The following is a 24,832-nucleotide window of genomic DNA, read 5'->3' as shown; positions in this document are numbered from 1 at the left end:
CTGCCCGCTTCGCCGGTCAGGGGTCGGGGAGGCGGGCGGGGAGGCGGGGCAGCAACCGGCGTAGGGCGGTGGTGTCCTCCGCCAGAGGCGGCGCCGGTCAGGCAGTCAGGTGGCCGCGAGGGCGAAGATGTGCAGGTCTACGTCGGCCGGGAGGCGGACGCTCGCGATTCTCCGGCCCGCCGGGGCCTGGAACGGCCTGGTGGCGAAGACGTACGTCGGGACCGGGTCCCGGCCCCCTCCCGAGACGTTCCGGTACGTGGTCCTCGCGACGACCTCGTTGCCGTACTGGACGGTGCCCGTGCCACCGCCCAGCGTCCAGTCGGTGAAGGCCAGGTCGACCGTGCCGGTGGTGCCGTCGGTGTAGGTGACGGTCGCCCGGGCCTGCCGACTGCCGAAGACCGCACTGCCGATGAACGACATCTGGGTGGTGGGGATGGCGAGTTGCACTGTCTGGGCAGCCGCCGACGCGTTGTCCGGACGGCCCGTCGGCGAGCTCGGCCAGGTGAAGGTCAGGCCCGTCCGCAGCTTCCCCCGCGCGCCCGGGACCAGGCCCGCCGCTGCCAGGGCCTGCCGTGAGTAGCTCCAGCCTCCGCGGTCGTAGTCGGCCTCGGTGTGGTCGCCGGTGTCGTCGGAGGTGCCCGTGTTGTCGTAGGCGGCGAGGAGGGATCCGGGGGCCGCCACGGTGAGGGAGACCGGCTGCTCGTATGCCGTGTCAGGCGTCGACGTCACCTTGATCCTCGCCTCATGGAAGCCCTGGTCGGCATCGGGAGACGCCGTGAGCGTGATCCGCCGGGTGCCCTCAACGACCGTTCCGGAGGCAGGTGTTGCCGTTACGCCGCTCGGGGTCCTGACCTCGAAGCTCACCTCCGGACCCGGGGTGGCGGTGCCCGTCAGGGACAGTGCGCGGATGTCCACCTGTGTGCTGCCACCCGGTGCGATCGTCGCCGCGGTGGGCCCGACGCCGATCTGGTACGGCTGCTCGCCCGCCCGGAAGGACGGCGGGGCGTCGGACGGAGCGGTGCCCCAGGTGCGGCTGGGGGTGGCGGCGAGGGTGTAGTCCAGTGTGCCGCCGTGCCGGACGAAGGTCGCCGGGAGCCAAGGGCGGTCGCTCGTACGGCCGTTCACAGCGAGGGAGTGGACGTACGGGGTGTCCGCTGCCGCTCGCTCTGCGCGGATCGAGATGTCGTTGCCGTAGGGACGGTCGATCTCGATCCTCGGGAACAGGGGTGAGGTCAGGACCAGTTCGGCCCGTGACGGCACCTGTGGGTACATGCCGAGCGCGGCGAAGACGTACCAGGAGGACATGGCGCCGAGGTCGTCGTTGCCTGGGATGCCGCCCGGGCGCGTCGACCAGAGCCTCGTCATCGCCGCGCGCACCGTCTCCTGGGCCTTGTGCGGCGCGCCCGCATAGGCGTACAGGTAGGGGACGTTGACCGAGGGTTCGTTGTCCAGCTCCGACTTCTCGCCGCCGCTGCCGGTGAGGGCCCAGCTGCCGTCGGGGTGGTGGAAGAAGGCGTCCAGGCGGTCGACCGCCGTGGCGGTGCCGCCCATCGCCGCGAACAGGCCCGCCGGGTTGTGCGGGACCATCCAGGTGTACTGGGCCGCCGTACCCTCGACGAAGCCGTTGCCGGTGGCCGGGGTGAACCCGGGAACCCAACTTCCGTCCGCCTTGCGGTTGGTGATGTAGCCGCCGCTTCGATGGGCCGCGATGTCGAAGTTGTTCTGCCACCACTGGGCGCGCTTCATGAAGCTGTCCGCCGTCCTTGTCCTTCCCGCCGCACGGGCCAGTTCGGCGAGGGCGAAGTCCGCGCCCGACATCTCCAGGGTCTCCGCGGCGCCGCCCCACGCGTTGGACACCGACGGCATGTAGTGGTGCGCCAAGTACTTGTCCAGGGAGGGGCGTTGCCCGACCGACAGGACGGGCCTGCCCGCCGGGGACAGGTCCTGCCGCGTCGGTGCCGTCGCCGCACGGAGCAGGGAGTCCAGCGCGCCGCGCAGGTCGAAGTGTCTGCCGCCGAAGGCGCGGATACCGGCGAGGGAGACGGGCGAGGGGTCGCCGTTCATGACGTGGGTGCCGCTCGCGCCGTGCAGCCAGCGGTCCCACGACCCACCGTTCTGGCGGGCGAGTTCGTAGAGGGACTGGGCGATGTCCGAACCGGCGTCGGGGTCGAGGAGGGTGAGCAGCTGGAGCTGGGAGCGGTAGACGTCCCAGCCGGAGAAGGTGCCGTACTGGCTGTCGTGGCCCGCGCGGACCCGATGCACCTCGCCGTCGCCGCCCCGGTAGCGGCGGTCGGCGTCGCTGATGACGTTCGGGTGGAGGAGGGAGTGGTAGAGGGCGGTGTAGAAGGTGGTGCGTTCGGCTTCCGTGCCCCCGCCCACCTTGACGGCGGCGAGCCTGGCCCGCCAGGCACGTCGGGCTGCGTACTGGACCGACGCGAAGGAGCGGGTCGGCCGGTTCTCGGCCGCGAGGTTGGCCTCGGCACCCGCCCTGCTGACGTACGAAATCCCGACCTTGACGCCCACCGGACCCTCGCCGGGCTCGAACTCCACATAGCCGCCTGCCCCTTTGCCGGCCACCGGACGGCCCCTGTTGGCGGTGAAGCCGCCTGTTCCGCCGGACGTGGAGGTGCCGCCCGGGTTCAGCCGGTCGTCCCGCCACGTGCCCGTCGCCTTGAAGGCGCGGTCGAAGCGGGCCGTGAAGTGGAGGGTGTAGTAGGCGCGTCGGCCTTCGGGGTCGAGGTGGCCGCAGAAGTTGCCGGAGGTGACCGAGCCGGAGACCGTGCGGGCGGCGGGGTCGATCGTGACCGTCGAATCCGTCGAGCCCACCTCGGAGTTGGCCGTGCGGATCAGCATCGACGCCGGTCTGCCGGCCGGGTAGGTGAAGCGGGCGGAGCCTGTGCGGGTGGTCGCCGTGAGGTCGGCGGTGACCCCGGACGCCATGCCCACCCGGTAGTGGCCGGGCTCCGCCGTCTCGTCGGCGTGGCTGAAGTCGGCCGCGTACACCGCGTCCCTGGTGTCACTCGCCGGGGAGGAGGTGACCTGACCGGCGTACGGGAAGAACGGGATGTCGCCGCTGCCGCCCGCGCAGCCCGTACCGGACATGTGGGTGAGGCTGAAGCCCCGGATGCGGGTGGCGTCGTAGTGGTAGCCGCCGGGAGCCGCCGTGCGGAGGGCGTCGCCCCGGGTGTTCTCCGGGCTCCAGGAGAGCATGCCGAACGGGACGACGGCGCCCGGGAAGACGTCGCCGCCGTTTCTGGTGCCGATGAGCGGATCGACGTACGGGGTGGGGTCCTGGACCAGGGGGTTCGGGGGCGTTGCGGGCACACTCGTCGCCGCGAGTGCCGGGGTGGTGGTGCCCAGCGCCAGGGCGGCGGTCAGCAGCAGGGACGTAGGGCGGACACGCATGACGCGGCCCCTCCTCCTTCGGACGGGTCGCGCACCACAGGTCGCACAAGCCGCGGGGACAGTGACGTGCGCCAGCGGTACCACGGGAGGTCGGGGGCCGTGGAGGGGACGCGCGCGCCGGTCACGCCTGCGGGGTAGCGGGTCCACTCCGGTGGGGGACGGTGCCGGAGGCAACCGGTTTGACGATGTCGTCCGTTGGGGCGATAGAGTGACGTTCGGGCCGCTGGACAACGTTGTCTCCAGCCGGTCGCATCACCGGACGCACTCCACCCGGGCCTCATCCCCCGTGCGGGCCCGGCTCGCGGACCCGGTGGGTATCGACCACCGGGTCCGCCCTGAGCGGCCTTCAACCCGCCTGAACCCGAACGTGCAGCCCCGCGGGTCTAACCGACCCGGCAGGGCAGGGTAGTTGCCGTATCACCGCCCGAGCCCCGGACGACGTATCCGAACGTCGTGGTCCTGCCCGGATCGAGCGAGCCGTTCCAGTTGGCGTTGTGGACCATCACCGCCTGGCCGTTGTAGGTCGCGTTGCCGTTCCAGAGGCTGTCCACCGTCTGGCCCGTCGGGAGGGTCCAGTCGACCATCCAGCCGAGCATCGGCACGGTCCCGGAGTTGGTGACGGTCACCTCGGACTGGTAGCCGCCGTTCCAGGAGCCCGTCGTACGGCGGGTGGCGGTGCACGCGCCGGGCGGGGGCTCGGTGGGCGGGTTGCCGGGGTCCTTGATGCCCGTCACCTCGCCGTTGCCGCCGTCGAAGACGACGTCGGAGCAGGAGTAGAACGTCTCGGCGCTGTCGGAACGCTGCCACACCATGTAGATGATGTGACGCCCGGACTTGTTCGCCGGAAGCGTGCCGTTCCAGGAGTAGTTGGCCTCGACGTTGCCCGGGGTGCCGTTGAGCGGCGGGTGGTCGACGCTCAGGAACGGCTGCGACTCGATCGCGTCCCAGGTGAGTGTCTTGGTCGGGTCGAAGCCGTCCTTGGTGATGTAGACGTAGAACCAACCCGGGTGCGCCGCCCACGCGTTGTACGAGAAGTCGACGTTGGCACCCGAGGTGAGATGGGTCAACGGCCAGTCGGCGCTGGGGGTGTTGAACCCGGTGAAGTTGGTGTTGCCGCCGCTGCACAGCTGGCCGTCCGGGACGAAGCCCCGGGTGCGGCCGGCGCCGTCCGAGCGCAGCACCGAGAACCAGTTGTAGAACGGCGTGGTTCCGCTGACCTGTTGTGCCGTCTTGCAGGCCGGGTTGATCGCTTTGATCTCGCCGGTGTCCGTGAGGGCGTCCTGCCAACAGAGGAAGGTACGGCTGCCGGGTTTCATCGGGGTGCCGTGGGCCTCCGCGTCACCGCCCGCCGTGACGACCAGGCCCAGGGCCGGGATCGCGGTGAGCAGAGCCAGCAGGATGAGGAAGAAGGCTCTGCCTCGGGTGGGTAGCGGTAATCGGCGTGGGGTCCTGGGGGAAGGTGGGGAAGTTGATGTCAGGGCCATGTCATGTTCTCCTTCAGTCGTACGCGATGCGCCGTACGTCGTGCGGTACGTACGGAACGTGCGGGTGAAGGGGCGCGCCCGGCGGGGGCGCGCGTGATGCGCGATGCGCACGGTGTGATGCGTGGGGGGTGGTGAGGTGGGAGCGACTCCCGCTTACGGGTTCCGGTCCGCTCGGTGTGGGAGCGCTCCCACCTCACCCTCCTTCGAAGCTAGCGCCGCACGGTGCCGTTGTAAACGCCTGACGCACGAGGACCGCACCCGGATGACTGCGGCCCTCGCGAAACCCGAAGCCGGGGGCGGGGGTTGGGACGCGGCAACAGGGCCGGCCTGACCAGCCTCTGCGGGGCCGCTGCGCCCGCGGTGGAGCTTCCTGGGTACGACCCGGGCTCACCGTCGAAGGGGCGTACGGAGTTCAGGGCGCGACGCCGTCGGCGGCACCACTCTCGCGGTGGGCAGTTCGATCGTGAACTCGGTGTGTCCCGGGGTGCTTTCGACGTCGATGCCGCCTCCGTGGGCCGCCACGATGGCCGACACGATGGCGAGGCCGAGGCCCGAACCCCCGTCCTGGGGGCTGTTGCGGGCGCGGGAGACATCGGCTCGGGTGAAGCGTTCGAAGACGGACGGGAGCAGGTGCGCCGGGATGCCGGGGCCGTCGTCGCGTACGCGGATGACGCACCGCTCGTCCACGATCTCCACCGAGGCCACCACCGTCGTGCCGGCGGGTGTGTGGACCCGTGCGTTGGCCAGCAGGTTGGCCACCACCTGGTGCAGCCGGGCCTCGTCGCCGACGACCAGCGCCGGGGAGTCCAGGAGCAGCGCGAGCTGCCAGTGGTGGTTCTCCCCCGCGGCTCGCGCGTCCCACACCGACTCGGCGACCACCGCCGCGAGATCCACCTCGGCGGACTGCAACGGCCGCCCCTCGTCGAGCCGGGCGAGCAGCAGCAGGTCCTCCACCAGCCCGGTCATCCGCGCCGACTCCGCCGACACGCGCCGCCAGGCCAGCGCCGGCTCGATCCGCTGCGTACCCCGGTTCATGAGTTCCGCGTATCCGGCGATCGAGGCGAGCGGGGTACGGAGTTCATGGCTGGCGTCGGACAGGAAGCGCCGCATGCGTTCCTCGTCGGCCTGGCGTTCGGCGAGGGACGACTCGACGTGGTCGATCATCCGGTTGAGGGCGGCGCCGACCTGGCCGGCCTCGCTCTGCGGGTCGGTGTCGCGTTCCGGGACGCGGGTGAGGCCGACGACCGCGCCCCGGCCCAGCGGCGCGCGCGAGACCTCGACCGCGGTGGCGGCGACCCGGCCCAGGGACCGCAGTTGGCGCCGTATCACGACCGCGCAGAGGCAGCCCGCGATCGTCAGTCCGACCACGGCCACCACGGCCTCGACCACGACGAGCCCCCGGATCATGTCCTGGACGTCGTCCATCGGCAGCCCGGTCAGCACCCGGACGCCGTTCTCGGTGCTGCCACCGACCGCGGTGATCCGGTAGGTCCCGAGGCCCGGCACGGTCCGGGTGTGCATCGAGCCGTCGGCCTTGATGCCGGCGAGTGCGGAGCGCTGGGCGGGGGTCAGGTCCCGCGGCGCCGCGTCCTGGGTCACGACCTGCGCGGAGAGCAGGGTGCCGTCGGCGGCGAGACGGGCGGCCAGGGTTCCGGCGGGCTGGCCGCTCTCGTTGAGGAAGCCCAGGTTGGCGTCCAGTTCGGGATGGAGCGCGGCACCGCCCTGGCTGCGCGCGACGGCGTTGGCGACGCGGTCGTCCAGGCTGCCCAGCAGGTACTTGTGCTGGGCGAAGATGGTGGTGACCGCCATGGCGGCGCACACCACGGCCAGGGTGACCCCGATGAAGAACAGCAGACGGGTCCGCAGCGAGCGCCCGCGCAGATGTACGGTCATCTCCCGTCCTCCCCCGCCCGGATCGCGTATCCGAGTCCGCGCACGGTGTGGATCATCGGGGCCCGGCCCTTGTCGATCTTGCGGCGCAGACTGGAGATGTACACCTCGACGAGGTTGTCGCCGCTGTCGAAGCAGCTGGTCCACACATGGTCGAGGATCTGCCCCTTGCTGAGCACCTGGCGTGGATGGCCCATCAGCAGGCTGAGCAGGTCGAACTCCTTGGCGGTGAGCTGGACGGGGGTGCCGTCGCGGTGCACCTCGCGGGACTCCTCGGTGATCACGAGGTCGCCGAGGACGCGTACGGAGTCGTCGGTGCGCGTCTGTTCGGCGCCGCACCGGCGCAGCAGTCCGCGCAACCGCAGCACGACCTCCTCCAGGGAGAACGGCTTGGTGACGTAGTCGTCGGCGCCCGCCTCCAGTCCGTCGAGACGGTGTTCGAGGGCATCGCGGGCGGTGAGCATGAGGACGGGCAGCCGTGGGCTCTCGTACCGCAGCCTGCGCAGCACCTGGAGGCCGTCGAGGTCGGGCAGCATGCCGTCGAGGACGACGGCGTGCGGGGCCGAGGAGCGGGCGATGCGCAGCGCGCTCTCGCCGTCGGCGGCGGCGTAGGGCCGCCAGCCCGCCTCGGTGACGGCAACGCACAACAGTTCCGTGAGCGCCGGTTCGTCGTCGACGATCAGCACACGGACGTGACCGCCGTTACCGCCGCGAACCCCAGAAGTGCCAGACATGTACGAATCGTGTCCCGGTTTCCTGGGGGAACCCTGTGTTCAACCTGAGCCGGAGCCGTGGGACGCCCTCGCGGAGGCATCGGGTGCCGTGTCGGATGCGGATCGGATGCGGTCAACTGCCTTGGCCGAAGGTGGCATTGGCACTCCCCGGCCACAGGAATCCCTTGAGCCCCGTTCCGTGCGGCACCCACGCTGATCACTGGCTTCCGCTCACCAGGCCGGAAGCGTTTTCCAGCGTTCAGGGGAGGACGTCCACACATGCGAAGACTCCATGCCCTCTGGGCCGTGGCAGGAGCGGCCGGACTGGTCGCGGGCGCGATCGTGCCCGCGGCGGCCGGTCCCGTGTCCCCGGTCACAGAGCCGGGCGCCACACGCCCGCAGAGTGCCACCACGCCCACCACCCAGCAGGGCGCCACGAGCACCCAGACCGTCACCCTCATCACCGGCGACACCGTGTCGCTCACCGCGGGAGCGGACGGCAAGAACGCCGTCGACGTCCGCCGCGGCAAGGGGCGCGAGGCCGCCACCTTCCTGTCCAGTGAGAAGAACGGCGAGGTCAGCGTCCTGCCGACGGACGCGATTCCGCTGATCCAGGCGGGCCGCCTCGACCCGGCTCTCTTCAACGTCAGCCAGTTGGTGAAGCAGGGTTACAGCGACGCGAAGACCGGCGCCACCCCCGTGATCGCGACGTACAGCAAGGGCGGTGCGACCCCCGAGGGCGCGCGCCGGACGCTCGCGCTCCCCGGGATCGACGGCGCCGCGCTGAGCGCGAGGAAATCGACCGCGTTCTGGGCGGACATCGCCCCGGCCCTCGGCACCGAGCCCACCGCGAGGGCCGCGAAGCAGCTCGGCGAGGGCATCGACAAGCTCTGGCTGGACGCCCGGGTGAAGGCGTCCCTCGACGTGAGCGTGCCCCAGATCGGCGCGCCCGAGCTGTGGCAGGCCGGCTACGACGGCAAGGGCGTCAAGGTCGCGGTACTGGACACGGGCGTGGACGCCGGGCACCCGGACCTCGCGGGGAAGATCGCGGAGTCGACCAGCTTCGTACCGGACCAGGCCGTGCAGGACGGCCACGGGCACGGCACCCATGTGGCGTCCACGATCGTCGGCTCGGGCGCGGCCTCGGCGGGCCGCCTCAGGGGTGTGGCACCGGGCGCGGAACTGCTGGTCGGCAAGGTGCTGGGCAACGACGGTCGTGGCCAGTCCTCCTGGATCATCGCGGGCATGGAGTGGGCGGCGCACTCCGGTGCGAAGATCGTCTCCATGTCGCTGGGCGGTACGGCGACCGGTCCCTCCGACGTGCTCAGTGAGACCGTCGACGAGCTGTCCGCGTCCACCGGTGCCCTCTTCGTGATCGCGTCGGGCAACGCGGGCCCGGGCGAGCAGACCGTGGGCACCCCGGGCATCGCCGACTCGGCGCTGACGGTGGGCGCGGTCGACAAGTCCGACAAGCTGGCCCCGTTCTCCGGCCGGGGTCCGCGCCCCGGCGACTTCGCGGTCAAGCCGGAGATCACCGCGCCGGGCGTGAGCATCACTGCGGCCCGGGCCGCGGGCACCTCCATGGGCACGCCGGTCGACGACAACTACACGGCGGCGAACGGTACTTCGATGGCGACCCCGCATGTCGCGGGCGCGGCGGCGCTGGTCGCGCAGTCCCACCCGGACTGGACGGGAGCGCAGCTCAAGGATGCGCTGGCCAGTACGGCGAGGACGAACGCCGACAACTCCGTGTTCGAGCAGGGCGACGGCCGGGTCGATGTCGTACGGGCGGCCGGGCAGGGCGTGTTCGGAACCTCGGCGCTGAGCTTCGGCGAGTTCGAGGACGGTGACTCGGTGGCCGTCGCCAAGGACATCACGTACACCAACACCACCGACAAGGCGGTGGAGTTGACGATCTCGTCCTCTCTCGCCGCAGCCGCCCCGGGCGTCGGCACGGTGACCGTCCCCGCCAAGGGCACCGCCACGGTCCCGGTGACGGTCGACCCGGCGGCACAGGCGCAGGGCCGGTACACGGGCCACGTCACGGCGACCGCCGACGGCGTCCAGGTCACCACGGGCGTCGGCTTCGAAAAGGCGCCGAAGACCTACGCCCTCAAGGTCTCGCTCCTGGGCCGCGACGGCAAGGCGCCCACCGGGGGCTCGATCTACACGCTCATGGAGCTGAACGGCGCCTACCCCGACGAGTACGGCTTCCTCGGCACCGGCTGGACCTGGCAGGTCCCGGCCGGCACGTACGCCATCTCGACCTGGATCCCGGACCGTGACGCGGGTGGTCTGGCCGTCGGTACCTCGGTCGTCAGCAGCCCCGAGATCAAGGTGGGCGGGGACACCGCGGTCGTCCTCGACGCCCGCAAGGCTGTCGAGATCAAGCCGAAGACCAAGCAGAACTCCGAGTTCAAGGGCTTCAGCACCAATGTGCACCGCGAGGGGCCGGGCAACGCCTGGGGCCTCACCTACAGCCAGGGCTTCTGGACCGACCACCTCTATGTGGTGCCGACCCCGAAGGTCACCATAGGAAACCTGGAGTTCTCCGCCAAGTTCCGGCTGTACGAGGAGGAGTTGACGGCGAGCGTCACCAGCCCGGAGCAGACCGAGCTGTCCTCGCTCTACTACTCCCAGACGTACAACGACTTCCCGTTGAAGATCAGCGGCGACCACAGGGTCCGCGCGGTGGACGCGGGCGGCGGTACCGCGGCCGACTTCGCCGGGCTCGACGTCAAGGGCAAGGTCGCGGTGGTCGCGCTCGGCGCCACCGAACGGGCCCAGAGCGCCCTGGACAACGCCACCAAGGCGGGCGCCGGTTACCTAATCGCGTACCGCAAGACGCCCGGCTTCTGGATCGAGGCCGTGGACCGCGCGACCACCGTCCCGTTGATGATCGCCACCGGCGAGGAGGGCGCCAAGCTCACCGGCCTGCTGAAGACCGGCAGGAAGGTCACGCTGAAGCTGGGCGGCACACCGGTCAGCCCGTACGTCTACAACCTGCTCGTCGCGCAGAGCGGTGGCATCTCCGCCGACCAGACGTACCGTCTGGACAAGACCAACACGGTGAAGGCACACGCCCGTTACTACGGCGCGACGGCCGGCGAGATCGGCGCGGACACCCTGTACACCTACCGCCCCTGGCAGCTCTTCGCCATCGAGAGCAGCGTGTACACCCAGCTGGGCACGGAGCGCGACGAGTACTACTACGTCGACCCCGACACCCGTACCTGGCACGTCGTCTACCCCAACTGGAACACGTTCAGGGGCCAGTGGAGCCCGCTGCGGACCTTCGACAAGGCGGCCACGGAGAAGACGACGGAGAACTGGCTGCGCCAGGTCGTCCGCCCCGGAACCAGCGAGGAGTACGGCCTCTCCGAACGCACGGGCGACAAACTCACCCTCTCGGTCACGGAGTTGAACGATTCCACGCCCGGTCACTACGGATACGTCGACGGCACCGACACCACCGCGAAGGGCAAGCTCTACGCGGACGGACAGCTGGTCGGTGACTCGACGTTCGGCGGATACGGCATCTTCGACGTGCCGGCGGACAAGGCCTCGTACCGCTTCGCACTGGACGTGCAGCGCCGGGCGGCCTGGGCCAGGTACTCCACGAGCACACACTCCGAGTGGACCTTCGCCTCGGCGCACACCGACGCCTCGACCGCCCTGCCGCTGCTCACCGTCAATATCGCCCCGAAGGGCCTCGACCTTCTCAACCGGGCTGAACGCAAGCAGGAGTTGGAGGTCGCGCTGCCGGTCTCCGACCAGCTGGGAAGCGTGCGGGCACGCAGCCTGAAGGCCTGGGTCTCCTACGACGACGGCACCTCCTGGAAGGAAGTGAAGGTCAGGAACGGCAAGGCGGGCTTCAAGGCCGCGAAGGGCGCCGAGTCGGTGTCGCTGCGGGTGCGGGCCACCGACCTTGACGGCAACGGGATCGACCAGACCGTGCTGCGGGCGTTCGGACTGAAGTAGCTGCCGAAGCAACTACCGTCTCCTGTGCCTCAGTCTTAACAAGGATCCTCTAGCGTGCCGTGGCATGGTCAATACGGCATATGACACGGCACAACAGACCCCTGCCGCGAGTCCTTGGGCCGCGGTGGGGGTCTCCGCCCTCGACGAGCTGGTGTACCAGTCGATCCTCCACCAACCCGACGCGGGCGCGGCCGGCTGGGCCCTGCTGACCGGTGCCGCTCCGGCCCGGATCCGCGAGTCCTGCAACCGGCTGCTCTCGCTCGGTCTGCTGCAACCACCGGACTCCATGGGCGGGTTACGCGCGGTCGACCCGCGGGTCGCGATCCGCGCACTGATCCGGCGGCGCGAGACGGAGTCCGAACTTCTCACCGCCACCGCCGAGGAGATGGCGACCGCGTACGAGGCGGGGCTGCTCCGGGAGGAGCCGTCACGGCTGGTCGAGGTGGTGTCCGGGGAGGGCGCCAACTCGGCCCGGCTGGAGGAGCTGTACGCGGGCGCCGAGCACGAGGTGTGCGTCTTCGACACTCCCCCGTATCTGGCGCCGCGCACCCCCCAGTTGGACCTTCAGTCCGACCTGCTCAGCCGCGGGATCGTGTACCGCACGGTGTACGCGGCGACCGCCCTGGAGGATCCGGACGTCCTCTTCCACGCCTGGAAGATGGTCGAACTCGGTGAGCAGGCGCGGGTGTTGCCCTCGGTGCCGGTCAAGTTGCTGGTGGTGGACGGCCGTCGGGCGATGCTTCCGCTGACCTCGTCCGAAGCGGGCGGCTACTGTGCGGCGGTCGTGAGGCACTCGGCGGTGACCGAGGCACTGCAGAAGCTCTTCGACCTGGCCTGGCAGCAGGCGACACCCCTCGGCCAGGGAGTCGGTGAGGGTGAACTCTCCGAGGGAGAGCGGACGTTGACCCGGCTGCTGACGGCCGGCCTGAAGGACGAGGCGGTGGCCCGCCATCTGGGGGTGAGCCTCAGGACGCTGCGCCGACGGGTGAGCGAGTTGCAGGACCGGCTGGGCGCGTCGAGCCGGTTCCAGCTGGGGGTACGGGCCGCACAGCGGGGCTGGGTGTAGGAGGCAGGGCGGACACGCGAAGGGCCGCACCCCCGCCTGCGCGGGAAGTGCGGCCCAACTGCCTTACCTGATCGACTAGTTGCGGATCAGGTTGCGCAGCACGTACTGCATGATGCCGCCGTTGCGGTAGTAGTCGGCCTCACCGGGGGTGTCGATGCGGACGACCGCGTCGAACTCGACGCCCGTGTCGGTGGTCACCTTGACCGTGCGCGGGGTGGTGCCGTTGTTCAGCTCCTCGACGCCGGTGAAGGAGAAGGTCTCCTCGCCGGTGAGGCCGAGGGACTCGGCGGTGGCGCCCTCCGGGTACTGGAGCGGCAGCACGCCCATGCCGATGAGGTTCGAGCGGTGGATGCGCTCGTACGACTCGGCGATGACGGCCTTGACGCCGAGGAGCGCGGTGCCCTTGGCGGCCCAGTCGCGGGACGAGCCGGAGCCGTACTCCTTGCCGGACAGGATGACCAGCGGGATGCCCTGCTCGATGTAGTTGCGCGAGGCGTCGTAGATGAACGCCACGGGCGCGTCGGGCTGGGTGAAGTCGCGGGTGTAGCCGCCCTCGGTGCCCGGCGCGATCTGGTTGCGCAGGCGGATGTTGGCGAACGTACCGCGGATCATCACCTCGTGGTTGCCACGGCGGGAACCGTACGAGTTGAAGTCACGGCGCTCGACACCGTGCTCCGTGAGGTACTTGCCACCGGGGGTGTCGGCCTTGATCGCGCCGGCCGGGGAGATGTGGTCGGTGGTGACCGAGTCGCCGAGCTTGGCGAGGACACGGGCGCCGGCGATGTCCGAGACCGGGGTGGTCTCCATCGTCATGCCCTCGAAGTAAGGGGGCTTGCGGACGTAGGTCGACTGGGGGTCCCACTCGAAGGTGTTGCCCTCGGGGATCGACAGGGCCTGCCACTGGGCGTCGCCCGCGAAGACGTCCTTGTAGGACTTGCTGAACATGTCCTCGCCGATGGCGTTCGCCACGACGTCGTTGACCTCGGCCTCGGAGGGCCAGATGTCGGCCAGGAAGACCGGCTTGCCCTCCTGGTCCACACCCAGCGCGTCGCGCGTGATGTCGACCTTCATGGAACCCGCGAGGGCGTACGCGACGACCAGCGGCGGGGACGCCAGGTAGTTCATCTTGACGTCGGGGTTGATCCGGCCCTCGAAGTTGCGGTTGCCGGAGAGCACCGAGGTCACGGCCAGGTCGTGGTCGTTGACGGCCTTGGAGACCTCGTCCGGCAGCGGGCCGGAGTTGCCGATGCAGGTGGTGCAGCCGTAGCCGACGAGGTTGAAGCCGACCTTGTCGAGGTAGGGGGTGAGCCCCGCCTTGTCGAAGTAGTCGGTGACGACCTTGGAGCCCGGGGCGAGGGTGGTCTTGACCCACGGCTTGCGGGTCAGGCCCTTCTCGACCGCCTTCTTGGCCACCAGCGCGGCGGCGACCATGACGTACGGGTTCGAGGTGTTGGTGCAGGAGGTGATGGCCGCGACCGTCACCGCGCCGTGGTCGATCTCGTAGGTCGAGCCGTCGGGGGCGGTCACGGTGACCGGGTTGGACGGGGCGCCGTTCGGGGCGACGGCCGGGGAGTCGGAGGCCGGGAAGGACTCCTGGCCCGCCTCGTCCACGGAGTCGACGTAGTTGCGGACGTCGACCTTGAACTGCTCGGCGGCGTTCGCGAGGACGATGCGGTCCTGCGGGCGCTTCGGGCCGGCGATGGAGGGGACGACCGTCGAGAGGTCGAGCTCCAGCTTCTCGGAGAAGTCGGGCTCGGCGGCCGGGTCGAGCCAGAGGCCCTGCTCCTTGGCGTACGCCTCGACGAGCGCGAGCTGCTGCGCGGAGCGGCCGGTGAGCTTGAGGTACTTGATGGTCTCGCCGTCGATCGGGAAGACCGCGGCGGTGGAACCGAACTCCGGCGACATGTTGCCGATGGTGGCGCGGTTCGCGAGGGAGGTGGCGGCCACGCCCTCGCCGTAGAACTCGACGAACTTGCCGACGACACCGTGCTTGCGGAGCATCTCCGTGATGGTCAGCACGAGGTCGGTGGCGGTGGTGCCGGGCGTCAGCTCACCGGTGAGCTTGAAGCCGACGACGCGCGGGATGAGCATCGAGACGGGCTGGCCGAGCATCGCGGCCTCGGCCTCGATACCGCCGACGCCCCAGCCGAGCACACCGAGGCCGTTGACCATGGTGGTGTGCGAGTCGGTGCCTACGAGAGTGTCGGGGTACGCCTGGCCGTTACGGACCATGACGGTCCGCGCGAGGTGCTCGATGTTCACCTGGTGGACGATGCCGGTGCCCGGCGGGACGACCTTGAAGTCGTCGAACGCGGTCTGGCCCCAGCGAAGGAACTGGTAGCGCTCCTTGTTGCGGCCGTACTCCAGCTCGACGTTCTGCGCGAAGGCCTCGTTGGTGCCGAACTTGTCGGCGATGACGGAGTGGTCGATGACCATCTCGGCCGGGGAGAGCGGGTTGACCTTCGCCGGGTCACCGCCGAGCGCCTTGACGGCCTCACGCATGGTGGCGAGGTCCACGACACAGGGCACGCCGGTGAAGTCCTGCATGATCACGCGGGCCGGCGTGAACTGGATCTCCTGGCTGGGCTGCGCCTGCGAGTCCCAGCCGCCGATGGCCCGGATGTGGTCGGCGGTGATGTTCGCGCCGTCCTCGGTACGGAGCAGGTTCTCCAGCAGCACCTTCAGGCTGTACGGAAGGCGAGCCGAGCCTTCCACCTTGTCCAGCCGGAAGATCTCGTACGACTCGTCGCCCACGCTGAGCGTGCTACGGGCGTCGAAGCTGTTCGCCGACACGACAGTCTCCTTCATTGATGTGCGCGTTCCACCGCATCCTGCCGCCACGACGACTCGGCCGATCCGCTAAGGTAAGGCTAAGTTAGGTGACCCTTACCGCCGACTGGTGTCGGCGTAGGGCTGCGGCGCGCCTGGGCAGATATCTCGATGTCGAGATAACTCTAGTACATGGGTGGCGGATGGTCATGCCCGGCCGCCGTGTGATGTGGCCCATTACTGCGCCGATCCGGGGTAACCGGGCTCCATGCCTCTCACATTCCGCAAGAGCTTCCGGATACTCCCCTGGCTCCGACTGAACATCAACAGGCGATCCATGTCGGTCACCACAGGCGGCGAACACGGTCCGCGGCACACGCGCAGCACCACAGGACGCCGTACGACGTCGATGAATCTGCCCGGACCCTTCGGGTGGCGGAAGACCCGCACAAAGAAGGGCGACTGAGCAGCCGTCACCCCAACGGATCCCACAAGAGGCGTCATCTCATATGTGAGATAACCTCAACCCCATGGCAGACGACTACCTCGTACGTATCGGCAAGCTCATCCGTGACGCCCGACAGCACCGGGGCTGGACACAGACGCAGCTGGCCGAGGCGCTCGGCACCAGCCAGAGCGCCGTCAACCGCATCGAGCGCGGCAATCAGAACATCAGCCTTGAGATGATCGCTCGAATCGGCGAAGCCCTCGACAGTGAGATCGTCTCTCTGGGATACGCGGGTCCGATGCATCTGCGCGTGGTCGGTGGTCGTCGGCTGTCCGGCTCCATCGACGTCAAGACCAGCAAGAACGCGTGTGTCGCGCTGCTGTGCGCCTCGCTCCTCAACAAGGGGCGCACAGTGCTGCGCCGCGTCGCCCGCATCGAAGAGGTGTACCGCCTGCTGGAGGTCCTCAACTCGATCGGCGTACGGACGCGGTGGATCAACGACGGCGTCGACCTGGAGATCGTGCCGCCTGCCGAACTGGACATGGAGGCCATCGACGCCGAGGCCGCCCGCCGGACCCGCTCGATCATCATGTTCCTCGGCCCGCTGCTGCACCGCATGGACGCCTTCAGGCTGCCGTACGCGGGGGGCTGCGACCTCGGCACCAGGACCATCGAGCCGCACATGATCGCGTTGCGCCGGTTCGGGCTCGACATCGCGGCGACGGAGGGGCTCTACCACGCCCGGGTCGACCGTTCCGTCTCCCCCGGCCGTCCGATCGTGCTGACCGAGCGCGGGGACACCGTCACCGAGAACGCTCTGCTCGCCGCCGCCCGGCACGACGGGGTGACCGTCATCCGTAACGCGTCCTCCAACTACATGGTCCAGGACCTGTGCTTCTTCCTGGAGGCCCTGGGTGTACGGGTCGAGGGCGTCGGTACGACGACGCTCACCGTGCACGGCGTACCGACCATCGACGTCGACGTGGACTACTCGCCCTCCGAGGACCCGGTCGAGGCGATGAGCCTGCTGGCGGCGGCGGTCGTCACGGAGTCCGAACTGACCGTGCGCCGGGTGCCGATCGAGTTTCTGGAGATCGAGCTGGCGGTCCTGGAGGAGATGGGGCTCGACCACGACCGTACGGCCGAGTACTTCGCTGACAACGGCCGCACCCGGCTGGTCGACCTGACGGTCCGGCCCTCCAAGCTGGAGGCGCCGATCGACAAGATCCACCCGATGCCGTTCCCTGGCCTCAACATCGACAACGTGCCGTTCTTCGCGGCCATCGCGGCCTCCGCCCAAGGCAAGACCCTCATCCACGACTGGGTCTACGACAACCGCGCGATCTATCTGACCGACCTCAACCGCCTCGGCGGCCGCCTCCAGCTCCTCGACCCGCACCGGGTGCTGGTCGAGGGCCCGACCCGCTGGCGAGCGGCCGAGATGATGTGCCCGCCCGCGCTGCGGCCCGCCGTGGTCGTCCTGCTGGCCATGATGGCTGCCGACGGCACGTCCGTACTGCGCAACGTGTACGTCATCAACCGCGGGTACGAGGATCTGGCGGAGCGGCTCAACTCGGTGGGGGCGCAGATCGAGATCTTCCGGGACATCTGAACGGACGGTGCCGCCGCACCCTGTCTGACCTGCATGAATGCGGGCCAGGAACTCGGAGACACCTCACGTCATCAGCGGCCTGCCGTGGATCGAGGAGGGTGGCAAGGGCGCCCCCGAGGACGCGCGCGTGCTGTCCAGGCTGTTCATGGACCGGCTGCGGGGGTTGGAGGAAGACACCCAGGAGCATCAGTACGCGCGGAACACGCTGATCGGGATGAACCTGTCGCCGGTGCACTTTGCGACGCGCCGGCTCAGGACCCGGGACAGCGGTGACGTGGAGGACGTCATCCAGGTCGGCACGATCGGCCTCATCACGGCCACCGACCGCTTCGACCTGACCCGTGAGGTCGAGTTCACCTCCTTCGCGATCCCCTGCATCGTCGGCGAGACCAAACGCTTCCTCCGCGACGTCACCTGGGCCGTCCACGCCCCCCGGCGCCTGCAGGAACTCCGCGTCGACCTCGCCACGAGGTGATCGAGGGTCTGGTCGCCGCGAACGGGTATGTCGCCGGTTTTATCGACACCGCGGGCACCGACGACGGGTCCGGCAGTGCGCCGACGTACGCGGACAGCATGGGCGACGTCGATCCCGCGCTGGGCCTGTTCGAGGACCTCCACACGCTCGGCCCGCCGCTGCGGCAGCTCGACGAGAGGGAACGGGCCATCGTCGAGATGCGCTTCGGCCAGGAGACGACCCAGGCCGGGATCGGCCGTGACCTGCACCGATCCGAGCAGAACACCGTCTCCGCCGCCGACGTCCACGGCAGCGGATCACCAACCTCGTGGGAGTGCGGTCAGGCGGCGAAGGAGGCGAGCAGTTCGTTGTACTGCTTGGCGGCGGTGGCCAGGTCTTCGTCGGAGAGGCCGAAGGCGGTGCCGTACAGCTTGACCATCGGCTGGATGTCGAACTGGCACAGCCGCAGGGTCGCGTGCCAGTTGCTGAGGAGGGTCTCGATGGTGGTCCGGTTCGCGCCTTCGGGGGTGTAGTGGTCGGCGGGGACGCCGGCGGTGACGGCGACGACCGCCTTCTTGCCGGCCAGTTGCGAGGGCGAACCGTCCATGGTGAAGGCCCAGCCGAGGGTGAAGACCTTGTCCTGCCACTGCTTGAACAAGGGGGTGGTGTTGTACCAGAACACCGGGTGCTGGAAGACGATCACATCGTGGTCGGCCAGCAGTGCCTGCTCGGCGTCGACGTCGATCCGGAAGTCGGGGTAGGTGGCGTAGAGGTCGTGCACGGTGACATGGGCCAGCTCGCGGACGGCGTCCACCAGGGCCTTGTTGGCCTTCGACCGGGACAGGTCGGGGTGACCTACGACAAGGAGAACCTTGGACATGATGAGAGAACCTCTTCAGTGATCGGTGAAATGGGTGAACGGACGCGGGTTGGTCGGGTGCGACGGTCAGCAGGTTGCCGGGGCGTCAGATCACCGGTCGATGGTGGCCATGTTCGCCTCGTTGTGGCGTTCGCCCGCGGCCGGTGTGAGGTTGTTCAGGCGGTCGAGCTGTGCGGGGCTGAGTTCTACGGCGTCGGCGGCGGTGTTCTCTTCGACGCGTGAGACCCGCCGGGTGCCGGGGATGGGGGCGATGTCGTCGCCACGGGTCAGCAGCCACGCCAGTGCGGTCTGGGCCGCGGTGGCGCCGATCTCGGCGCCGATGGCCTGTACTTCGTCGACGATGCGCAGGTTGCGCCGGAAGTTCTCGCCGGTGAAGCGCGGGTTGGTCTTGCGCCAGTCGTCGTCGGCGAAGTCGTCGACGGTACGGATCTGCCCGGTCAGCAGGCCGTGGCCGAGCGGCGAGTAGGGAACGAACCCGATGCCGAGCTCGCGCACCAGCGGGAGGATCTCGGCCTCGACGTCGCGGGTCCACAGGGAGTATTCGGTCTGCAGCGCGGCCACCGGATGTACGGCGTGTGCGCGGCGGATCGTCTCGGGGCCGGCTTCCGAGAGTCCGATGTGGCGCACTTTGCCTTCGGCGACCAGTTCGGCCAGTGCGCCGATGGTCTCCTCGATGGGCGTGTTCGGGTCGACGCGGTGCTGGTAGTAGAGGTCGATGTGGTCGGTGCCGAGCCTCAGGAGCGAGCCTTCGACGGCGGCCTTCACGTTCCCGGCGCTGCTGTCGATCACGCCGGGACCATCGCCGGCGTGGGAGACGAGACCGAACTTCGTCGCCACGACGACCTCGTCGCGCCGGCCCTTGATGGCCTTGCCGACGATTTCCTCGCTGTGGAAGGGGCCGTAGATCTCGGCGGTGTCGATGTGGGTGACCCCGAGGTCCAGGGCTCGGTGGATGGTGCGGATCGACTCGGCGTCGTCGAGTCCCCCGCCCGTGGTGTAGGTGCCGGCCATGGTCATGGCTCCCAGGCCGATGCGTGAGACTTCGAGCCCGCCCAGTGATACGTGCTTCATCGGATACTCCTTCATTCCGTGTGGTGGCGGCCGTCGGGCCGGTCGGTGGTCATGAGCAGCGGGGTGCGCCACCGGTTGGCGGACCGTGCTGGGGTGATCCGCGCGTTGTCGGCGCGGTTGCTGGTGCTCGGGTGCCGGGGCGGCGCCGTAGCTGCCGCCCGGCGGGGGCATGCGCTTCGTCAGGGGCGCGTTGCGCAGGCGACGGTGCCGTCGTGGGTCGGGCTGCCGAGGACATTGATGCTGCGGTCGTCGTGATCTGCTTCGTCCAGGCGGCCATCCGCGCACCGACCAGCCATGGCATCCGCGGGCTGGACCGGCCGCACCGGGTCAGTGCTCGTGGGCCGCCGGTTCCGGAACGAGGACGGGGATCCCACGGTCCGTTTTCTTCTGGTGCTCGGCGTATTCGGGGAACGCCTCGACAGCTCGGGCCCACCACAGGGCCTTCTCGTCCCCGGTCACCTCGCGTGCCGGCGTGTCCTGGCGCACCGGGCCGTCCTGGAGTTCGCCCCGGGGGTCGGCCACCGCGTTGTGGTACCGGACCGGGTGGGTGAGGGCTCCCGCCATGGAGGCGATGACGACGGGCAGGTCCCGGAGCCTTTCGTCCTCTTCCCCTACGACCAGGACACTCAGCGTCGTCCCCTGCGTGCCGCCGGAGCTTTCGCGGAGTTCGACCTGGTCACGTACGAACTGCGCGTTGCTCGGCTCGTACTCGCCTTGAGGGGCATGTCGTCCCTCTCAGACGTGGGTGTCGTCGTGGGCGAGGCTGCCGCCCAGCTCGCGGGACACCTCGGCCTGGGCGAGGAGTTCCTTCGCCTTGGCCTCGGCGGCCTCGATGGCGTCCGCACCGGCGACGAATCGCTGGAGCGGCTTCTCCTGCTGGGCGATGGTGAGCAGGGCGCGGGCGAGCTTGGCGGGGTCACCGGGCTGCTTGCCGTTCATGCTCTTCATGCCCTCGATCCGCGGGGCGGTGCGCGGGGCGTAGTCGTCGATGGACAGTTCGGGCCAGGTGGTGGAGCCGTCCACGAGGAGTTCGGTGCGGAAGTAGCCGGGCTCCACGATCGTGGTGTGGATGTCGTACGGCTCGACGTCGTGACGCAGGGACTCCATCCAGCCCTCTTCGGCGAACTTGGAGGCGGCGTAGGCGGAGGTGAACTCCATGCCGACCAGGCCGGCGGTCGAGGTGATCGTGATGACGTGCCCGGCACGCTGCTCGCGCAGGATGGGCAGGACAGCGCGGGTGACGTTCATGGGGCCGAAGAGGTTGGTCTCGAACTGCCGGCGCATCTGCGCGGGCGAGATCTCCTCGAAGTAGCCGGTGAACAGGTTCCCGGCGTTGTTGATCAGGACGTCGATGCGGCCGAAGCGGTCGACGGCGGCCTGCGCGGCGGCCTCGGCGTCCTCCGGGCTGGTGACGTCCAGCCTGGTGACCAGCAGGTTGTCCTGCGGCCCGCCCAGGGTCTTCTCGACCTCCTCGGGGCGGCGGCCGGTGGCGACGACCTGGTGACCGGCGGCGAGGGCCTCGCGGGCGATGTCCATGCCCAGACCGCGTCCGGCACCGGTGACGAGAATGACCTTGCTCATGGGGGTCCTAGCTCTGTTGGGGCACCGTGGTCGGGCACCCGGTGTGTGCGGGGGGGATACGTGCGGCCCGGCGACACGAGCGCCGCCGTATCCGGGCCGTTCACACCGCCGTGGGCGGTGCACCACCAACAGAACCGCTTGGCACGGGAGCGTGGGAGTCCCTGATGAGGGGGTCACTGACAGGGACCCCCAGCGCGGCGGACTCGCTCGTAGAGTGAAGTGCATGGCAGGCAGAAACGACCCCAAAGGCAGCAACCGCGACATCCGTGACGAATTCCGCGCGGAGATCCGGGAATTCCTTGGCACGCGGCGGGCCAGGGTCACCCCCGAGCAGGCCGGACTGCCCCTGTACGGCGGAGAGCGCCGCCGGGTCACCGGCCTGCGCCGCGAGGAGGTCGCCCTCCTCGCGGGCATCTCCAGCGAGTACTACACCCGGCTGGAGCGCGGCAACGCCACCGGCGTCTCCGAGAGCGTCATCGACGGCATCGCACAGGCACTGCAGCTCGACGAGGCCGAACGCATCCACCTGCTCGACCTGCTGCGCGGCGCCGGCACGACCCGTCCGCCACGCCGCCGCCCCGCCCAGCAACGCGTACGGCCCGCCGTGCAGCGCGTCCTCGACTCGATGGCCGGCACCCCCGCGTTCATCCTCGGCGGACGCGGGGACATCCTGGCCGCCAACCACCTCGGGCGCGCCCTGTTCTCCCCCGTCTACGCCGACCCGGCACGGCCACCGAACAACGCACGGTTCGTCTTCCTCAGCCCCCACGCGACCGAGTTCTTCCGCCACTGGGACGAAGTCGCCAATGACACGGTCGCCATGCTGCGTGCCGAAGCCGGCCGCGACCTCTACGACCGGCGGCTGACGGACCTGATCGGGGAACTGTCCACCCGCAGCGAGGAATTCCGCCGCCGCTGGGCCGCCCACAACGTCCGGATGCACACCACGGGCGTGAAGCTCCTCCACCATCCGGTCGTCGGTGACCTCGACCTGCCCTTCGAAACCTTCCCGCTCCCCGACGGCCCCAGCCAGTTCCTCCTCACCTACACCGCCGAGCCCCAATCACCCTCGCAGGACGCCCTCAACCTGCTGGCCAGCTGGGCCGCGACCAACGACGACATCGAGCGGTCCGCGCCGACCGACGACTCCCAGCCCGCCGACTCGGGCGAGACACCCGACTGACCGACGAGTCACGCGGGGCGATCCACCGCAACTCTGGCGGAGTAGCGGCAGCGGCACCACCCGGCGAGCCAACCGCTCCCCTGCCGACCCGTGACCTCTCCGTCGATGTCGCGGTGATCGGGGGCGGCATCGCGGGACTCGGTACGGCCTGGGAACTGGCCGGGCAGGGACGCGAGGTCGCCGTACTGGAGGCCGGACGGCTCGCCGCCGGGGGCACCGCTCGCACGACGGCCGAAGCGACGACCGGCCTTTGCGGGGAGCGATGGTATTGCTGGGTAGCGTCCAGGAGGCGTTGAGTCCGCTGACGTCACAGAACGTGAGCGCGGACACGTCGATGGCCACCCGGTCGATGGCCATCCGCTTGCCGGACCGGCTCATTCGGCACGGGTAGCACCGGGGCTTGGGCACGCTCGAACCCTGCTCGCACGCCACCCACGGCAGGACGCGGCTGCGCGTCCCCGACTCGCGCATCGCGTCAACTCGCGGTATGCGCAAGCACGTCGCCGGCACCGACTGCCCGGCGCCCGCCCCAGGACGACTCCGTCCTCACCAGCGCCCGACCTCGTAACGCCCCAGGATCAGGTCACTCCCGGTCGGCGAAGACGCTGGAGTCCAGGTGGGCGAGGAGGTCGGCGGCGTCGCGGTAGACCGCCTGGGCACCGGCGGCCTCCAGGTCCGCGCGGGGAATCCCGCCGGAGAGGACCGCCACCGGAAGCACTCCGTCCCGCAGGGCTGCCTGCATGTCCCAGACGGTGTCGCCGACGAACACGGCCCGTTCACTGGGCACACCGGCGAGCTCCCTGGCCTGCCGGACGGGACCGGGGGCCGGTTTGCCGTCGGCGACGTCGTCCGCGCCGGCCGCCCCGACGATGACCTCGTCCGCACCTATGGCACGTCGCAGCGCGGCCAGTTCCGCGCCGCTCGCCGAGGTCGCCAGGACGACCGTCCAGCCCCACCCGGCCAGGGCGCGCAGCAGATCGCCCGCCGAGTCCAGGACCGGCAGCCGCTCGAAGTACGTGGCGTAGAGGGCGTGATGGGCGGCATCGAGCTGCTCGTCCTCGTCGGGATCACGGGCGTCGCCGTCACCGAGCAGATGGTCCAGCAGATCGCCGGCGCTGAGTCCCACGGCACGGTGGATCTCCCGCATGGGGACACGGTGGCCCGCCTGACGCAGCGCCTCCCACCAGGTGACGACATGCAGGTGATTGGTGTCGACGAGCGTTCCGTCCACGTCGAAGATCGCGGCGCGGTTCGTGGTCATGACGGGTGCCCTCGCCCTCTCACAGCTCGTAGCGGAGGGCGGGCAGCAGCTTCTGCTCGGCCCATTCCAGGTACGGCTCCTGGTGCTCGCCGCCGATCTGGACGAGGGCGACCTCGGTGAACCCCGCGTCGACGTAAGGGCGTACGGCCTCGACGACCGCGTCCACGTCGTCGCCGCAGGGAATGGACCCGGCCACGTCCTCGGGCCGTACGGACTGTGTGGCACCCTCGAACGCGGCGGGACCGGGCAGTTCGGAGTTGACCGGCCAGCCGCCACCGAACCAGCGGAACTGGTCATGGGCACGGGCGATCGCCGCGTCGCGGTCGGTGTCGTAACAGATCGGCAGCTGGCCGACCTTGAGCTTGCCCGTGCCACCGTGCAGGTCGAACGCGGAGATCAGTTCCGGCCTCGGTTCGGTGGCGATCAGCAAGTCGGCCAGGTGACCGGCGAGTTGGCACGAGCGGTCTCCCGAGACGGCGACACCGATCGGCGGGGGCGCGTCGGGCAGATCCCACAACCTGGCGTTCTCCACGTCGAAGTGGACCCCGTGGTGGTTGACGTTCTCCCCCGCGAACAGCGAGCGGATGATCTCCACGGCCTCCTCCAGCCTCTCCAGCCGGACATGCGCGGCGGGCCAGCCCCCGCCCACCACATGCTCGTTGAGGTTCTCCCCGGAACCGAGTCCCAGACGGAATCGCCCCTGGGAGAGAAGCTGCACGGTGGCGGCCTTCTGGGCGACGACCGCCGGGTGGTAGCGGGTCGTGGGGCACGTCACGTACGTCATCAGGGGAATGCGTTCGGTGGCCTGCGCGGCGGCGCCGAGCACACTCCACGCGTAGGAGGCGTGGCCCTGGGACTCCAGCCACGGGAAGTAGTGGTCGGACGTGACCGAGAAGTCGAACCCGGCGCGTTCGGCGCCGACCACATGGCCGACAAGCTCCCGCGGGCCCGCCTGCTCGGTCATCATCGTGTACCCGATCTGCACCATGCCGCTCATCTCCTCGTGGGTCGGGATCGTGACAGGACGGCGCTCC

15 protein-coding genes and 3 pseudogenes are annotated in these 24,832 nt (G+C 69.7%); 7 read left to right on the top strand and 11 right to left on the bottom strand.

The features are described 5' to 3' along the window. Window positions 1–105: 105 nt before the first annotated feature. The 4 genes from OHN74_RS33205 to OHN74_RS33190 all read right to left on the bottom strand — a co-directional run bounded on the left by OHN74_RS33205 (window position 106) and on the right by OHN74_RS33190 (window position 7,513). The gene (locus OHN74_RS33205) at window positions 106–3,405 is read right to left on the bottom strand and encodes a GH92 family glycosyl hydrolase (RefSeq protein WP_327698242.1); all 3,300 of its coding nucleotides are present in this window, start codon (window positions 3,403–3,405) and stop codon (window positions 106–108) included. Between the two features lie 383 nt (window positions 3,406–3,788). Next, window positions 3,789–4,889, bottom strand: a complete 1,101-nt coding sequence (locus tag OHN74_RS33200; RefSeq protein ID WP_327698241.1) for a lytic polysaccharide monooxygenase auxiliary activity family 9 protein — start codon at window positions 4,887–4,889, stop codon at window positions 3,789–3,791. A gap of 387 nt (window positions 4,890–5,276) precedes the next feature. Then, on the bottom strand, window positions 5,277–6,782 hold the full coding sequence (locus OHN74_RS33195; RefSeq protein WP_327698240.1) for a sensor histidine kinase: 1,506 nt from the start codon (window positions 6,780–6,782) through the stop codon (window positions 5,277–5,279). After that, the gene (locus tag OHN74_RS33190; protein WP_327698239.1) at window positions 6,779–7,513 is read right to left on the bottom strand and encodes a response regulator transcription factor; all 735 of its coding nucleotides are present in this window, start codon (window positions 7,511–7,513) and stop codon (window positions 6,779–6,781) included. Before OHN74_RS33190 ends, OHN74_RS33195 begins: the two co-directional genes overlap by 4 nt. Before the next feature lie 258 nt (window positions 7,514–7,771). Between OHN74_RS33190 and OHN74_RS33185 the strand changes: the two genes are divergently transcribed. Further along, window positions 7,772–11,473 carry a S8 family peptidase gene (locus tag OHN74_RS33185; protein WP_327698238.1) on the top strand — a complete coding sequence of 1,234 codons (3,702 nt, stop codon included), beginning with the start codon at window positions 7,772–7,774 and terminating at the stop codon, window positions 11,471–11,473. 64 nt (window positions 11,474–11,537) lie between these two features. Next, window positions 11,538–12,539: a helix-turn-helix transcriptional regulator gene (locus tag OHN74_RS33180; RefSeq protein WP_327698237.1), complete on the top strand. Its 1,002-nt coding sequence runs from the start codon at window positions 11,538–11,540 to the stop codon at window positions 12,537–12,539. A 75-nt stretch (window positions 12,540–12,614) separates the two neighbouring features. Here the strand turns inward: OHN74_RS33180 and acnA are convergent, their stop codons facing one another. Beyond that, window positions 12,615–15,332 carry an aconitate hydratase AcnA gene (gene acnA / locus OHN74_RS33175; RefSeq protein WP_327698236.1) on the bottom strand — a complete coding sequence of 906 codons (2,718 nt, stop codon included), beginning with the start codon at window positions 15,330–15,332 and terminating at the stop codon, window positions 12,615–12,617. Between the two features lie 244 nt (window positions 15,333–15,576). Between acnA and OHN74_RS33170 the strand changes: the two genes are divergently transcribed. From OHN74_RS33170 to OHN74_RS33160, 3 genes and pseudogenes are all read left to right on the top strand, one after another. Beyond that, complete coding sequence (locus tag OHN74_RS33170; RefSeq protein ID WP_327698235.1) at window positions 15,577–15,774, top strand: DUF4236 domain-containing protein; 198 nt, start codon at window positions 15,577–15,579, stop codon at window positions 15,772–15,774. 64 nt (window positions 15,775–15,838) lie between these two features. Continuing rightward, window positions 15,839–17,368 carry a helix-turn-helix domain-containing protein gene (locus tag OHN74_RS33165; protein ID WP_327698234.1) on the top strand — a complete coding sequence of 510 codons (1,530 nt, stop codon included), beginning with the start codon at window positions 15,839–15,841 and terminating at the stop codon, window positions 17,366–17,368. 37 nt (window positions 17,369–17,405) lie between these two features. Continuing rightward, window positions 17,406–18,106, top strand: a pseudogene (locus OHN74_RS33160) (sigma-70 family RNA polymerase sigma factor); the annotation flags it as partial. A 56-nt stretch (window positions 18,107–18,162) separates the two neighbouring features. Here the strand turns inward: OHN74_RS33160 and OHN74_RS33155 are convergent. The 4 genes and pseudogenes from OHN74_RS33155 to OHN74_RS33140 all read right to left on the bottom strand — a co-directional run bounded on the left by OHN74_RS33155 (window position 18,163) and on the right by OHN74_RS33140 (window position 21,354). Next, a complete protein-coding gene (locus tag OHN74_RS33155) occupies window positions 18,163–18,702 on the bottom strand; it encodes an NAD(P)H-dependent oxidoreductase (RefSeq protein WP_327698233.1) in 540 nt (179 codons plus the stop codon). Between the two features lie 90 nt (window positions 18,703–18,792). Beyond that, window positions 18,793–19,773, bottom strand: a complete 981-nt coding sequence (locus OHN74_RS33150) for an aldo/keto reductase (RefSeq protein ID WP_327698232.1) — start codon at window positions 19,771–19,773, stop codon at window positions 18,793–18,795. A gap of 327 nt (window positions 19,774–20,100) precedes the next feature. Then, a pseudogene (locus tag OHN74_RS33145) lies at window positions 20,101–20,490 on the bottom strand (nitroreductase/quinone reductase family protein); the annotation flags it as partial. An 18-nt stretch (window positions 20,491–20,508) separates the two neighbouring features. Then, entirely contained in the window at window positions 20,509–21,354 is an 846-nt protein-coding gene (locus OHN74_RS33140; RefSeq protein ID WP_327698231.1) for an SDR family oxidoreductase, read from the bottom strand. A gap of 223 nt (window positions 21,355–21,577) precedes the next feature. On the opposite strand from OHN74_RS33140, the gene OHN74_RS33135 reads away from it, so the two are divergent. Further along, window positions 21,578–22,537, top strand: coding sequence for a helix-turn-helix domain-containing protein (locus tag OHN74_RS33135; protein WP_327698230.1), 960 nt, complete (start codon window positions 21,578–21,580; stop codon window positions 22,535–22,537). 20 nt (window positions 22,538–22,557) lie between these two features. Then, window positions 22,558–22,779, top strand: a pseudogene (locus OHN74_RS33130) (FAD-dependent oxidoreductase); the annotation flags it as partial. Window positions 22,780–23,120: 341 nt separating this feature from the next. Here OHN74_RS33130 and OHN74_RS33125 read toward each other — a convergent pair. Continuing rightward, window positions 23,121–23,798 (bottom strand): HAD family hydrolase, encoded by a 678-nt coding sequence (locus tag OHN74_RS33125; protein WP_327698229.1) that lies wholly within the window; start codon window positions 23,796–23,798, stop codon window positions 23,121–23,123. 19 nt (window positions 23,799–23,817) lie between these two features. Next, on the bottom strand, window positions 23,818–24,786 hold the full coding sequence (locus OHN74_RS33120; RefSeq protein ID WP_327698228.1) for an LLM class F420-dependent oxidoreductase: 969 nt from the start codon (window positions 24,784–24,786) through the stop codon (window positions 23,818–23,820). Between the last annotated feature and the right edge of the window lie 46 nt (window positions 24,787–24,832).

This window comes from Streptomyces sp. NBC_00459, from assembly GCF_036013955.1.
Taxonomy (GTDB): Bacteria; Actinomycetota; Actinomycetes; order Streptomycetales; family Streptomycetaceae; genus Streptomyces.
Note: the sequence above shows the minus strand (reverse complement) of the source record. Positions and strands in the feature narration are given on the sequence as shown.